This is a genomic window from Streptomyces sp. NRRL S-340, from assembly GCF_000720185.1.
Taxonomy (GTDB): domain Bacteria; phylum Actinomycetota; class Actinomycetes; order Streptomycetales; family Streptomycetaceae; genus Streptomyces.
The window spans coordinates 72,740-86,743 of the sequence record NZ_JOIY01000004.1; the positions used below are offsets into that span (position 1 = coordinate 72,740).

13 protein-coding genes are annotated in these 14,004 nt (G+C 71.0%); all 13 read right to left on the reverse strand.

What is annotated here, in order from left to right:
* Positions 1 to 29: 29 nt before the first annotated feature.
* Positions 30 to 269, reverse strand: coding sequence for an ATP synthase F0 subunit C (gene atpE / locus IG64_RS03570; RefSeq protein ID WP_018571456.1), 240 nt, complete (start codon positions 267 to 269; stop codon positions 30 to 32).
* 80 nt (positions 270 to 349) lie between these two features.
* Positions 350 to 1,168 carry a F0F1 ATP synthase subunit A gene (gene atpB / locus IG64_RS03575; protein WP_037851820.1) on the reverse strand — a complete coding sequence of 273 codons (819 nt, stop codon included), beginning with the start codon at positions 1,166 to 1,168 and terminating at the stop codon, positions 350 to 352.
* A 225-nt stretch (positions 1,169 to 1,393) separates the two neighbouring features.
* Positions 1,394 to 1,831, reverse strand: coding sequence for a hypothetical protein (locus IG64_RS03580; RefSeq protein WP_037851822.1), 438 nt, complete (start codon positions 1,829 to 1,831; stop codon positions 1,394 to 1,396).
* Positions 1,832 to 2,132: 301 nt separating this feature from the next.
* Positions 2,133 to 3,527 carry an MraY family glycosyltransferase gene (locus IG64_RS03585; RefSeq protein WP_037851824.1) on the reverse strand — a complete coding sequence of 465 codons (1,395 nt, stop codon included), beginning with the start codon at positions 3,525 to 3,527 and terminating at the stop codon, positions 2,133 to 2,135.
* Positions 3,528 to 3,732: 205 nt separating this feature from the next.
* Positions 3,733 to 4,971: a serine hydroxymethyltransferase gene (gene glyA / locus IG64_RS03590; protein WP_037851826.1), complete on the reverse strand. Its 1,239-nt coding sequence runs from the start codon at positions 4,969 to 4,971 to the stop codon at positions 3,733 to 3,735.
* Positions 4,972 to 5,190: 219 nt separating this feature from the next.
* Positions 5,191 to 5,859, reverse strand: coding sequence for a low molecular weight phosphatase family protein (locus IG64_RS03595; protein ID WP_051812328.1), 669 nt, complete (start codon positions 5,857 to 5,859; stop codon positions 5,191 to 5,193).
* 52 nt (positions 5,860 to 5,911) lie between these two features.
* Positions 5,912 to 6,559, reverse strand: coding sequence for an L-threonylcarbamoyladenylate synthase (locus IG64_RS03600; RefSeq protein ID WP_037851830.1), 648 nt, complete (start codon positions 6,557 to 6,559; stop codon positions 5,912 to 5,914).
* A 64-nt stretch (positions 6,560 to 6,623) separates the two neighbouring features.
* Positions 6,624 to 7,463: a peptide chain release factor N(5)-glutamine methyltransferase gene (gene prmC, locus IG64_RS03605; RefSeq protein WP_037851833.1), complete on the reverse strand. Its 840-nt coding sequence runs from the start codon at positions 7,461 to 7,463 to the stop codon at positions 6,624 to 6,626.
* Positions 7,464 to 7,669: 206 nt separating this feature from the next.
* Positions 7,670 to 8,737: a peptide chain release factor 1 gene (gene prfA, locus IG64_RS03610; protein WP_037851835.1), complete on the reverse strand. Its 1,068-nt coding sequence runs from the start codon at positions 8,735 to 8,737 to the stop codon at positions 7,670 to 7,672.
* Between the two features lie 108 nt (positions 8,738 to 8,845).
* Positions 8,846 to 9,070, reverse strand: a complete 225-nt coding sequence (gene rpmE, locus IG64_RS03615; protein WP_019326867.1) for a 50S ribosomal protein L31 — start codon at positions 9,068 to 9,070, stop codon at positions 8,846 to 8,848.
* A 158-nt stretch (positions 9,071 to 9,228) separates the two neighbouring features.
* Positions 9,229 to 10,371 (reverse strand): LCP family protein, encoded by a 1,143-nt coding sequence (locus IG64_RS03620; protein WP_037851840.1) that lies wholly within the window; start codon positions 10,369 to 10,371, stop codon positions 9,229 to 9,231.
* Between the two features lie 257 nt (positions 10,372 to 10,628).
* Positions 10,629 to 12,653, reverse strand: coding sequence for a transcription termination factor Rho (gene rho / locus IG64_RS03625; protein WP_037851842.1), 2,025 nt, complete (start codon positions 12,651 to 12,653; stop codon positions 10,629 to 10,631).
* A 424-nt stretch (positions 12,654 to 13,077) separates the two neighbouring features.
* Positions 13,078 to 13,995 (reverse strand): homoserine kinase, encoded by a 918-nt coding sequence (thrB, locus tag IG64_RS03630; RefSeq protein ID WP_037851845.1) that lies wholly within the window; start codon positions 13,993 to 13,995, stop codon positions 13,078 to 13,080.
* Between the last annotated feature and the right edge of the window lie 9 nt (positions 13,996 to 14,004).

Genomic DNA, 14,004 nt, shown 5'->3' on the forward strand with positions numbered 1-14,004 from the left:
CCCTAATGGGGTGGGTCGTCCGCCGCGGTTTACTTGTAGGTGTAAACGAACGGCATGACGATGCCGATGAGGGCGAGCGCCTCACAGAAGGCGAAGCCCAGGATCTGGTTGGCACGGATCAGACCGGCGGCCTCGGGCTGGCGGGCGAGCGCCTGGGTGCCGTTGCCGAAGATGATGCCGATGCCGATGCCGGGACCGATGGCGGCGAGGCCGTAGCCGACGGAGGCGATGGAGCCGGTGACGGCGGCAAGGGTCTCAGTGGCAGCCATGCTGATTCTTCCTTCTCTTTCAAGGACCGGTGGGGGTTGGCCACCGGACGTCTGTGACGGGGGCGGTGCGGGACGGTGGCTCAGTGGTGCTCGGCGAGAGCGCCCTGAACGTAGGAGCAGGCCAGGAGGACGAACACGTACGCCTGGACGGCCTGGACGAAGAGCTCGAACAGGATCATGACCATGGCCATGACGAACGAGACGGCGCCGGCCGCGACCAGCCAGCTGTTCATCAGGTACCAGCTGGCGACGGTGAACATCACGAGCAGCAGGTGGCCGGCGAACATGTTGGCGAACAGTCGCACCGCGTGCGTGAACGGGCGGACCAGGACGTTCGAGAAGAACTCGATGACCACGACGAGCGGCAGCACCGGGCCGAGCGACTTGTCGTAACCGGTCAGGTTCTTGAAGCCGCCGGCGAAGCCGTGCTTCTTGAACGTCAGGACCATCCAGGTCACGTAGACGCACAGGGCCAGGGCGGCCGGGTAGGCGATGATCGACGTCACCGGGAACTGGGCGACCGGGATGATCGACCAGAGGTTCATGATCCAGATGAAGAAGAACAGCGAGACCATGAACGGGACGTACTTCTCGCCCTCGCGCTTGCCGAGCGTCTCGTAGACGATGCCGCGGCGCACGAAGTCGTAACCCGCCTCACCGACCATCTGCAGCTTGCCGGGCACCACCTTGGCCTTGCTGAAAGCGGCCCAGAAGAAGCCGACCACCACGAGCGAGGTGATGATGGCGAGCAGCATCGGCTTGTCGAAGTCGTAGCCGCCGACCGAGAACATCGGCTTGAAGAGGAAGGAGTGGAGGCCCGGCGACGGAAAGCCGCAGCCGTTGTCGGCGAAGACGCGGCAACTCCAGTCGAAGGCGAGCGTGGTCTGTTCAGCACTCACCGCGGGCTCCTTCAGCGTGGCGCATGGGTACGGCAACCTCGTTGTGTCGGCGCGGCGAGCAGCCGCGGGTCGGCACCGGACTGGTGTGACGGATGTGGGGGCGGCCGGCAGGCATCGAGCCTCGCGATCGAGCAGGCGTCAGCTCAGATGCCCGCGCCCGCGATGCCGCAGTTGGCACCGGACGATAGCAGGAGATCTCACACGCCTTTATCCCGGGCCTACCCCTCACGACGAAGACCCTGTCTTCTCGGACTTCTCGTTCTTCTCGGAGTCCGGTTCGACGTAGAAGATCTTGGACTTCATGTGTGCGCGTGCCTGCGCGGCCATCCAGACGACGGTCGCGACGACGAGCGAGAACGCGAACGCCTTCGCGTTGAACAGCGTGGTGCCCTTGAAGAGGGCCAAGAAGATCAAGAGCAGCAGCAGTTGGGCCACGTAGAGCATGAGGCCCATGGCCTGGAAGAGCTGCGGAAGCGTTTTCGCGGTCCACTGCAGTACGTAGAGACCGATCCCCATGTACAGGATCGCGAGCACCACCCCGACGACGGCCCCGATCGCGCCCTTGCCTCCGGCGACCGCACCGCTGACCGCCACGGCGACCACACCGACGGCGGCGGTGGGCACGGCGGTGTGCAGTAGGTTCCGGACGTCATTGGACGGCATGGCGGCAACTCCGCTTTCACAGGGGGGCAGGGTGTCGTCATGGACGAGCGTAGTCCCCGGTCCGAGAGAGGAACCTCATCACCAAGGGACCCTTGCATCGGGGTCCTTCGGCTCTGTCCGGGGTTCTCGTGAACGGTATCACAAACTATTTGATGCGGTCTTTACCAAGTGGGTGTGCTGGCTGTCACACATGAGAGTGACGGCGCCCGTCTGTGCAAAAACGGGGGCAACTTGTCTGGTATTAGACCGCTTTGCTCCCCCATGAACAGGCAACGCTTTAGTCAGATTCTTACCTTGGGCGTCAGCGCGACGTTCCGGCTTTGCGCCCGTCGAGGACACGCGAACGGGGTCCCACGGCGGTCGCGCCGTTGACTCCCGCCACCGTGGCCGCGACCGGCTCGGGGCTGTCCTGCGCACCGCAGGCCCCCACGGCCTCCTCGGTCCCCTCCGCCTCGGCGGCCCCGGCGGCGGCCGGTGCGGACGTCCCCGCACGGGCGCCCTCGGCCGGTGCCACGGTCCCCCGGCGGCGACGGCGCCGGTAGCGCGGCGGCACGAACTGCTCCGCCCAGTGCGGGGCGCGCGGGGTGAAGCGCGGCAGCAGCAGCAGGACGAGCCCGAGGAAGCTGAGCAGCACGATCCCGAGCACGATCCACATCGAGGCCGAGTTGACCGAGTAGCCGAGCGCGCCGAAGCCGATCAGCGCCGCCCAGAAGTACATGATCAGCACGGCCCGGCTGTGCGAGTGGCCGATCTGGAGCAGCCGGTGGTGCAGGTGGCCGCGGTCGGCGGCGAACGGCGACTGGCCGCGCCAGGTGCGGCGCACCACCGCGAAGACGAAGTCGGAGGCCGGGATCGCGATGATCGTCAGCGGCATGAGCAGCGGGATGTAGACGGGCACCATCTGGTGCACGGCGTTGCGCTCGGAGCCGGAGAACAGCTTCATCACGTCCGGGTCGACCTGCCCGGTCACCGAGATCGCGCCGGCCGCGAGGACCAGACCGATCAGCATCGAGCCCGAGTCGCCCATGAAGATCCGCGCGGGGTGCATGTTGTGTGGCAGGAAACCCAGGCACATGCCCATCAGGACGGCCGCGAAGAGGGTGGCCGGGGCCGCGGCCTCGATGCCGTACGAGTACCAGATCCGGTAGGCGTACATGAAGAACGCGGCGGCGGCGATGCACACCATGCCGGCGGCGAGACCGTCGAGGCCGTCGACGAAGTTGACCGCGTTGATCGTGATCACGACGAGGGCCACGGTCAGCAGGGTGCCCTGCCACTGGGTGAGCGCCACCGTGCCCACACCCGGCACCGGCAGCCACAGGATCGTCAGCCCCTGCATGACCATCACACCGGCGGCGATCATCTGGCCGCCCAGCTTGATCAGGGCGTCGATCTCGAACTTGTCGTCCAGGACACCGATCAGCCAGATCAGCGCGGCACCCGACAGCAGCGCGCGCGGTTCGTTCGACTTCTCGAAGACCTCGTTGAGGTTGGTGAGGTGGTCGGCGACCAGCAGGCCCGCGCACATGCCGAAGAACATCGCGATCCCGCCGAGCCGCGGAGTGGGTTCCCGGTGCACGTCACGCGCCCGGATCTCCGGCATCGCCCCCGCCACGATCGCGAACTTGCGCACCGGCCCGGTCAGCAGGTACGTCACCGCGGCCGTGATGCAGAGCGTCAGCAGGTATTCACGCACAGGCTTCCCCACAGGTCTCGCTGGCCATCTCAGCCTCACACCCTAGCGACGCGAGCATATGTATGGGGACTTCCGGGTAGCGACGATGGTTGCACATACGGCTGTGCGCGGGCTCCGCACGGGTCCGCGTCTGCCCCCGCTCGGCCCTTTCACCCCGTACGAGCCCTCGGTACAGGCCCTGCTCGGCCCGCCCGCACGGCCCGCGTCAGCCCGGATACGGGGGGAACGCGGCGGTGAGTTCGCGCACGTCCTCCCGCGCCCGCGCGCCGTCCAGCTCCCCGCGCAGCACCTTGCCGAGCAGCACCGCGATCCGCGCCATCTCCTCCTGCCCCATGCCCTGCGTGGTCACCGCGGCCGTGCCCAGGCGCAGCCCGCGGGCGCCGGAGTGCGGCAGCGCGCAGCAGTCCAGCACGATCCCGGCGGCGGCCAGCCGCCCGCGCGCGGTGCGCCCGTCGACACCGAGCGGCGCCGGGTCGGCGGTGATCAGGTGGGTGTCGGTGCCGCCGGTGGTCACGGCCAGTCCCTCCGCGGCCAGGTACGCCGCCAGCACGCGCGCGTTGGCGACCACCTGGTGGGCGTAGGCGCCGAACGCCGGGGTGGCCGCCTCGCCGAACGCCACCGCCTTCGCCGCGATGGTGTGCATCTGGGCGCCGCCCTGGGTGAACGGGAACACCGCCCGGTCCACCCGCTCGGCCAGCTCGCTCCCGCACAGGATCATCCCGCCGCGCGGCCCGCGCAGCACCTTGTGGGTGGTGGCGCACACCACGTCGGCGTACGGCACCGGGCTGGGCGCCGCTCCCCCGGCGACCAGCCCCATCGGGTGCGCGGCGTCGGCGATCAGATAGGCGCCGACCTCGTCGGCGACCGAGCGGAAGAAGGCGTGGTCGATGTGGCGCGGGTAGGCGATCGACCCGCACACGATCGCCTTGGGCCGGTGCGTACGGGCCAGCGCGCGCACCTGCTGGTGGTCGATGAGCCCGCTCTCGGCGTCCACGCCGTAGCCGACGAAGTCGAACCAGCGCCCGGAGAAGTTCGCGGGCGAACCGTGGGTGAGGTGGCCGCCGTGCGGCAGGCCGAGGGCGAGCACGGTGTCGCCGGGCCGCAGCAGCGCCGCGTAGGCGGCCAGCACCGCGGACGAGCCCGAGTGCGACTGGACGTTGGCGTGCTCGGCGCCGAAGAGCGCCTTCGCGCGCTCGACGGCGAGGCGTTCGGCGGCGTCGACGAGTTCGCAGCCGCCGTGGTGGCGGGCGCCCGGGTAGCCCTCCGCGTACTTGTTCGCCAGCGGCGAGCCGAGCGCCGCCAGCACCGCGGGCGAGGTGAAGTTCTCCGCCGCGATCAGCTGGAGCGTCGTCGACTGCCGGGCCAGCTCCCCCAGCACGATGTCGGCCACTTCCGGGTCCTGCCGCCGCAGGACATCGGCCTCTAGGCCGGGGATGACCGACATGGTGGGCTCCGGACGGTCGACGGTGACGTACGTCCAATGTAGGCCCGCCCCGCGGGGGCCGCTCGGCCGTTACGCCTTCACGGGGACGGACGCACCGGTGAGGCCCGGACGCCCGGGCGGCCCTCGGTGACCCGGCACCCGCCGGGGCCGGGCCCGTGCGGTGTCCCCGTCGCGCCGGCGCCGCGGTCCCGGACGGCGCCGGCACCACCGGCGCCGGGCTCAGGTCCGGGCCGGGACGCCGGTCAGGGCGGTGACGACCGGGTCCAGCGCCTCGTGTATCTCGTCGCCGATGGAGCGGAAGAACGGCAGCGGGGCGCCGTAGGGGTCGTAGACCTCGTCCGCCTCCGCGTTCGGGGCCAGGAGCCACCCGCGCAGCGCCGCGGCGGCCCGCACCAGCGCCCGGGCACGCTCGACCACACCGTCCTGGAGCGGCGGCAGCGTGGCCGGGTCGATCGCCCTCACCAGCCGGGTGAACTCCTTGAGCGTGAAGGTGCGCAGCCCCGCCGAGTGCCCCATCGAGATCACCTGGGCCCGGTGGTCACGGGTCGCGGTGAGGACCAGGTCGGCGCGGATCACGTGCTCGTCCAGCAGTTCCCGGCCGGTGAAGCCGGAGGCGTCCGCGCCGAAGTCGGCGAGGACCGTCTCGGCGTTGGTCTCCATGGGCGCGCCCTCGTGGCCCCAGGTGCCCGCGCTCTCCACGATCAGACCGCCGCCGGCCGGGTCGCCGAGCCGGTCCGCCACGAAGTGCCGGGTCAGCCGCTCGGTGATGGGCGAGCGGCACACGTTGCCGGTGCTGACGTGGAGGATGCGGAAGGCCCCGCCGGGCAGCCCCGGCTGGGCCGGGATCGTCGGGATCACCGGCTCGTCCTTCCCGCCTATGCCACGCATGGGGGTCCCCCCTGCGGGAACCGGTCCGTGAGCCCGGGGGTGTCAGGCGCCGTCAATTCGCCACCTCGAGGTCGGGTACGACCTTGCGCAGCTCCTCTGCCGACAGCGCGCCCGCGCGCAGCAGCACCGGCACCGCGCGGCTGACGTCGACGATGGACGACGGCACGTTGCCGGGGGTCGGGCCGCCGTCGAGGTAGACGGAGACGGAGTCGCCGAGCATCTCCTGGGCGGCGTCGCAGGTCTCCGGCGCGGGATGGCCGGTGAGGTTCGCCGAGGAGACGGCCATCGGGCCGAACTCGTTGAGCAGTTCGATGGCGACCGGGTGCAGCGGCATGCGCACGGCGACCGTGCCGCGGGTGTCGCCCAGGTCCCACTGCAGGGACGGCTGGTGCCTGGCGATGAGCGTGAGGGCGCCCGGCCAGAACGCGTCCACCAGTTCCCAGGCCATCTCGGAGAAGTCCGTGACCAGCCCGTGCAGCGTGTTCGGGGAGCCGATGAGGACGGGCGTGGGCATGGCGCGCCCGCGGCCCTTGGCGGCGAGCAGGTCGGCGACGGCCTCCGAGGAGAACGCGTCGGCGCCGATGCCGTACACGGTGTCGGTCGGCAGCACCACGAGTTCGCCCCGGCGGACGGCGGACGCGGCCTCGCGCAGACCCGTCGCGCGGTCGGTGGCGTCGTTGGTGTCGTATCGCCGTGCCATTGTCAGCGGGCCTCCTCGTACACGTACTGCTGGTCTGAAGTCCTGGTGGTGGGCTGCGCCGGGCTCATGGCAGCGCCTTGCGGGCGGTGGCGAACCGCGGCCGGTTGTTGAGGTCGGGATGGTCGGCCGCGTCGGCCCAGCCCCGCTCCTCGGTGAAGATCCACGGCACCTGGCCGCCCTGCGTGTCGGCGTGCTCGATGACCACGACACCGCCCGGACGCAGCAGCCGGTGCGCGGTGCGTTCGATGCCGCGGATCAGGTCGAGGCCGTCCTCGCCGGAGAACAGTGCCAGCTCGGGGTCGTAGTCGCGGGCCTCCGGGGCGACGTACTCCCATTCGGTCAGCGGGATGTACGGCGGGTTGGAGATGACGAGGTCGACCTGGCCGTCGAGGTCCGGGAAGGCGGTCAGGGCGTCGCCCTGGCGCAGGTCGACCCTGGACCCCTCGACGTTCTTGCGGGTCCACGTCAGCGCGTCCTCGCTCAGCTCCACGGCGTGCACGCGCGAGCGCGGCACCTCCTGGGCGAGGGCGAGGGCGATGGCGCCGGAGCCGGTGCACAGGTCGACGATGCACGGCTCGACCACGTCCATGGCGCGCACGGCGTCTATGGCCCAGCCGACGACCGACTCGGTCTCGGGCCGCGGCACGAACACACCGGGGCCGACCTGCAGCTCCAGGTAGCGGAAGTAGGCCCGCCCGGTGATGTGCTGCAGCGGCTCGCGCTGCTCGCGCCGGGCGATGACCTCCCAGTACCGGGCGTCGAAGTCGGCGTCCTTCACGGAGTGCAGCTGGCCGCGCTTGACGCCGTGCACGAAGGCGGCCAGTTCCTCGGCGTCGTTGCGCGGCGAGGGCACACCGGCGTCGGCCAGCCGCTGGGTGGCCTGCGCCACCTCCGCGAGCAGCACGCTGCGGGGGCCTGGGGGTCGCCCCCCGGATTCTTGCTGCACGCTGGTCCTCCGTGCTCGGTAACTACTCCGTGCGTCCGTACGTCCGCGGGTCCCTGCGCCCGCGCCTCGCGCGTCCGCGGGGCGCTACGGCGGTGGCGCCGGGCCCCGCGGGAGCGCCGGGCGGCCGCGCCCGCCTCACACCGTGGTGCCCCGCGGCCCGGGCCTCACGCGGCCGCGAGCTTGGCGGCCGAGTCGGCGTCGACGCAGGCCTGGATGACGGCGGCGAGGTCGCCGTCCAAAACCTGGTCCAGGTTGTAGGCCTTGAAGCCGACCCGGTGGTCGGAGATGCGGTTCTCCGGGAAGTTGTAGGTGCGGATCTTCTCGGAGCGGTCGACGGTGCGGACCTGGCTGCGGCGGGCGTCCGCGGCCTCCTTCTCCGCCTCCTCCTGCGCCGCGGCCAGCAGCCTGGAGCGCAGGATACGCATCGCCTGCTCCTTGTTCTGCAGCTGGCTCTTCTCGTTCTGGCAGGAGGCGACGACTCCGGTGGGCAGGTGCGTGATGCGCACCGCGGAGTCGGTGGTGTTGACCGACTGGCCGCCGGGTCCGGAGGACCGGTAGACGTCGATCCGCAGGTCGTTCGGGTTGATCTCGACGTCGACCTCCTCGGCCTCGGGCGTCACGAGGACACCCGCCGCCGAGGTGTGGATGCGGCCCTGGGACTCGGTGGCCGGCACGCGCTGCACACGGTGCACGCCGCCCTCGTACTTCAGCCGCGCCCACACGCCCTGGCCGGGCTCGATCTGCCCGCGCGCCTTCACGGCGACCTGGACGTCCTTGTAGCCGCCCAGCTCGGACTCGGTGGCGTCGATGATCTCGGTCTTCCAGCCGACGCGCTCGGCGTAGCGCAGGTACATGCGCAGCAGGTCACCGGCGAACAGCGCCGACTCGTCGCCGCCCGCGCCGGCCTTGATCTCCAGGATGACGTCCTTGTCGTCGCTGGGATCGCGCGGCACGAGCAGCAGGCGCAGCTTCTCGGTCAGCTCCTCGCGCTGCTTGTCCAGCTCCTTGACCTCGGCGGCGAAGTCGGGGTCGTCGGCGGCCAGTTCACGCGCGGTGACGATGTCGTCGCCGGTCTGCTTCCAGGAGCGGTACGTGGCGACGATCGGGGTCAGCTCGGCGTAACGCTTGTTGAGCTTGCGCGCGTTCGCCTGGTCGGAGTGGACCGAGGGGTCGGCGAGCTTCTTCTCCAGGTCGGCGTGCTCGACGACGAGCTCCTCGACGGCCTCGAACATCTTGGGCTCCTGCTACTGCTGGGGGAGGGGAAGGGCGGACGACCAAAAACGCCGGTCCCGGGCGCGCCCCGGTGGGGGCACGGCCGTGGACCGGCGAAATGGGGCTCGCTACTTCTTGGAGCCGGCGGCAGCCTTGCCGAAGCGGGCCTCGAAGCGGGCCACACGGCCACCGGTGTCGAGGATCTTCTGCTTGCCCGTGTAGAACGGGTGGCACTCGGAGCAGACCTCGGCCCGGATGGTGCCGGACTCGATGGTGCTGCGGGTGGTGAACGACGCGCCGCAGGTGCAGCTGACCTGCGTCTCGACGTACTCGGGGTGGATGTCGCGCTTCAAGGTGTCTCCTAGGTTCGGGAGGGCGCCGGGTCGCCGCCGCGGGATGCGGGGACGTGAACCGGGGCCGACGGACCAGTCTGCCAGGACTGGGGCCATCTCCCCAAACCGGGGGCCGGTGCGGAGTATTCCCCGCCGCACCCCGGCACGGCCCCGCGCCGCTACGCGCCGCTCACGACGCCCTTGGCCTCGCCGGTCGCCGTGCCCTCGGTGGCCGTCCTCGGGATCGGCCGGTCGTTCTTCAGGGCCGTCCAGACCTGGCGGGCCTTGGTCTCCTCGATGATCACGCGGTTCGGGTTGGCCGGGTCGTACCGGACCGGCATGGTGACCATGGTCATCTGCGAGGAGCTGATGCCCTTGAGGCCGTCGGCGAAGGAGATCAGGGAGTTCACCGAGCCGAGGTCGGAGTCGGTGGTGACGGCCTTGGTGGCGGTGTCGGCGAGGTCGTAGAGCTTCTTGGGGCTGGTGAAGACCCCGACGTGCTTGACCTGGTCGATCAGTGCCTTGACGAAGGCCTGCTGGAGCTGGATGCGGCCCAGGTCGGAGCCGTCGCCGACGCCGTGCCGGGTGCGGACGAGGCCGAGGGACTGCTTCCCGTCGAGGGTGTGGGTGCCCGCGGTGAGGTTCAGGTGGCTGTTGGGGTCGTGGATGGCCCTGGTCGTGGTGACCTGGACGCCGCCGAGGTCGTCGATGAGCTTCTGGAAGCCGCTGAAGTCGACCTCGAGGTAGTGGTCCATCCGGAGGCCGGTGAGCGACTCCACGGTCTTCACGGCGCAGGTCGCGCCGCCGGTGCCGTAGGACTCGTTGAACATCGCGTCGTGCGCCGCCGGGTGCGTGCCGCCCTTGGGGTCGGTGCACTCGGGGCGGTCCACGAGGGTGTCGCGGGGCACGGAGACGACGCTGGCCTTCTTGTGGCCCTCGTACACGTGCACGATCATCGCCGTGTCGGAGCGGGCGCTGCCGTCGTCGGTGCCGCCGCCCAGCTTCCTGTTGCCGCCCGCGCGGGTGTCCGAGCCGAGGACCAGGATGTTCTCAGAACCGTTGTCGGTCTTGGAGGGCCGGTCGGTGCCGAGGGCCTGGTTGATGTCGACCGTCTTCAGGTTGCCGTTGAGCTTGAGGTACAGGTAGCCGGCACCGGTGCCGCCCAGCACCACGATGCCCGCCGCCGTCCAGGCCGTGGCCAGCAGGGCCTTGCGCCGCCCCGTGGGGGGCTTGCGACGGCGGCCCCCGGCGCCCTTGCGGCGGGTGCTGTCGGTGCGGGACTTCCCCGGTATGCCGGGGTCCGGTGTGCTCTGGGCGGACATGTGCTCCTCAGCTCTCGTATCCGGTCGGTTACCCCTTGGTGCCTGGGTCAGGCCCGGCCGGGTCGAAGCCGTACCGCACCATCGTCGCTCTTCACGGTCAGACGAGGTAACCGGGGCAAAGGTTGCACAGCGGCCCCCCGGCATGCTGTGGCGAAGCTCTCGTGCGCGCGGAGGCCGGGCCCTGGGGCCGCCGGGGCGCGTCCACGGCGAAGGGCCGCCCCCTGGCGGGAGCGGCCCTTCGTGCCGTGCTGTGCGGATCAGTCGCCGTTGCCGGGGGCCGGCGTCGTCTTCTGGATCTGCATCAGGAACTCGACGTTCGACTTGGTCTGCTTCATCTTGTCGAGGAGCAGCTCGATCGCCTGCTGCTGGTCGAGCGCGTGCAGCACCCGGCGCAGCTTCCAGACGATGCCGAGCTCCTCGGAGTTCAGCAGGATCTCCTCCTTGCGGGTGCCGGACGCGTCCACGTCCACCGCCGGGAAGATGCGCTTGTCGGCGAGCTTCCGGTCGAGCTTCAGCTCCATGTTGCCGGTGCCCTTGAACTCCTCGAAGATCACCTCGTCCATGCGGGACCCGGTGTCCACCAGGGCGGTGGCGAGGATGGTCAGCGAGCCGCCGTCCTCGATGTTGCGGGCCGCACCGAAGAAGCGCTTCGGCGGGTACAGGGCGGTCGAGTCGACACCACCGGACAGGATGCGGCCGGAGGCCGGGGCGGCGAGGTTGTACGCGCGGCCCAGACGGGTGATCGAGTCCAGCAGGACGACCACGTCGTGACCCAGCTCGACCAGGCGCTTGGCGCGCTCGATGGCCAGCTCGGCGACGGTGGTGTGGTCCTCGGCCGGGCGGTCGAAGGTCGAGGAGATGACCTCGCCCTTGACCGACCGCTGCATGTCGGTGACCTCTTCCGGACGCTCGTCGACCAGGACGACCATCAGGTGGCACTCGGGGTTGTTGTGCGTGATGGCGTTGGCGATCGCCTGCATGATCATGGTCTTGCCGGTCTTCGGCGGGGCCACGATCAGACCGCGCTGGCCCTTGCCGATCGGCGACACGAGGTCGATGATCCGGGTCGTCAGCACGCCCGCCTCGGTCTCCAGACGGAGCCGGTCCTGCGGGTACAGCGGCGTCAGCTTGTTGAACTCCGGCCGCCCGCGGCCGTGTTCGGGCGCCATGCCGTTGACGGAGTCCAGGCGCACCAGCGCGTTGAACTTCTCGCGGCGCTCGCCCTCCTTGGGCTGGCGCACGGCACCGGTGACGTGGTCGCCCTTGCGCAGGCCGTTCTTGCGGACCTGGGCGAGGGAGACGTACACGTCGTTCGGACCGGGCAGGTAGCCGGAGGTCCGGATGAAGGCGTAGTTGTCGAGGATGTCCAGGATGCCGGCGACCGGGATCAGGACGTCGTCATCGGTGATCTGCGGCTCCTGCACGTCGTCGCGGCCACGGCGGCCACGGCGGTCGCGGTAGCGGCCGCGACGGCCGCGGCGCCCGCCGTCGAAGTCGTCGTCGTCCTGCGGGCCGCTACTGCGGTCCTGGCGGCCGCCGCCCTGCTGCTGGCTCTGCTGGCGCTGGCCCTGCTGGTCGTCGCCCTTGCCGCCACGGCGGTCCCGGTCACGGTCGCGGTCCCGGTCACGGTCGCGGCCGCGCTCGCGGCGGTCGCGCCGGCGGCCCTCGCCCTCGCCCGCGTCGCCCTTGGCGTCGCCCTGCTGCGGCTGCTGCTGGGCGGCGGCCTCGGCCTTCGCGTCGCCCTTCGCCTCGGCGGTGACGGTCTCCGGGCTGCCCGCCTCGGCGGTGGCCCGGCGCCTGCGCCGCTCGACGGGAGCGTCGTCTCCCCCGAGCTCTCGGCTTCGCTCGACCAGGGCGGGACCCCCAGCCGGCTGGCCGGGGATCTCGATCTGCTGCTGGGCCACGGCCTTCTCGGCCGGCGCCTCGGCCGACTTCTTCCCCGCGGCGCTGTCGTCGCCCGTGCGGGTGCGGGAGGTGGCGCGGCGCTTCGGCTTGGTCTCGGTGGCCTCGCCGGCGGCGGCCGCGGCCTTCGCGGGCGCGGCGCCCCCTGCGGCCTGCGCCTCCTTGATGACCTCGATCAGCTGGCTCTTGCGCATCCGCGCGGTGCCCCTGATGCCGAGGCCCGAGGCGACCTGCTGAAGCTCGGCCAGCACCATGCCCTCGAGGCCGGTACCGCGGCGCCGCCGGGAGCCGGCACCGGTAGCAGGCGCGGAGGCGTCCGTGGAGGGCGCGGCAGCGGTCTCCTCGACACGTGCGCCCATCAGATCGGTGGTGTCGCTCACGAAGGGTCCTTCCCTGGAGCGGACGTCGGCCTGTCTGGCTCGGCGACCGGTTGTGCTGTCCGGCTTCGGTCCTTGCTGTGTGGACCGTGCCGGGGCGGTGGTCCGCCAAAGCGGCGGAAGAGATATCTGGTGAGTGGCGCTGCCGCGACGAGCCGTGGCACCCGGTGTCACGTGGCGTGGTAGCACCGTTTCCGGAGCTCCCCCAGAGGGGGGATCCCCACCTGTGGACCGCTCAGCGTCCGCGTACGACGTACTGCCCGGATACGGCGTACGGAACACAGAGTGGCTTGGGGAGCTCCCGGAAGAATGTTGGTCCCTGACTGGGACACGAAGCACCTCGCCATGGTGGGGTCGGGTGCAGACTTGAGATTAACACTACCGGATCCAACAAACATTCCCCCTCTCCACATCCGGCAATCGCGTGTCAGCCCGACAGCGGCAGCACGCAGGCGCCCTGTGCGTCGAGACTCAGCCGGTTGGCGGCCCAGCCGGTCCCCGCGAGCCGTTCCACCTTGTCGGCGGTGCCCGCGTCGGCCAGCGCCATGACCGTCGGTCCGGCGCCGGAGATGACCGCGGGGATGCCGTCCCCGCGCAGCCGCTCCACCAGTGCGGCGCTCTCCGGCATGGCCGGCGCCCGGTACTCCTGGTGGAGGCGGTCCTCGGTGGCGGGCAGCAGCAGCTCGGGGCGCCGGGTGAGGGCCTCGACGAGCAGGGCCGCACGGCCCGCGTTGACGGCCGCGTCGACGTGCGGCACGGTGCGCGGGAGCAGGCCGCGCGCGGTCTCGGTCAGGACGGGTTTCGCGGGCACGAAAACCACCGGAACGACGGAATCGGAGGGCTCCATCCTGATCGCCCGGGCGGCTCCGGCCTCCAGCCACGACAGGGTGAACCCGCCGAGCAGGCAGGCCGCCACGTTGTCCGGGTGGCCCTCGATCTCGGTGGCCAGTTCCAGGAGCGCCGTGTCGTCGAGCTTGGAGTCGCCGCCTATGGTCACGGCGCGGGCGGCGACGATGCCCGCGCAGATGGCGGCGGAGGAGGAACCGAGTCCGCGGCCGTGCGGGATGCGGTTCGCGCAGACGATCTCCAGGCCGCGCGGCTGCCCGCCGAGTACGTCGAACGCGGTGCGCAGCGACCGTACGAGCAGGTGCTTCTCGTCGCGCGGCAGGGTCTCGCTGCCCTCGCCGGCGATGTCGATGTGCAGCCCGGAGTCGGCCACCCGGACCACGACGTCGTCGTAGAGCCCCAGCGCGAGGCCGAAGGCGTCGAAGCCCGGGCCGAGGTTGGCGCTGGTGGCGGGGACGCGCACCCGGACGGCGGCGGCGCGGAACGCTGGACCGGCCATCGCTCGTTG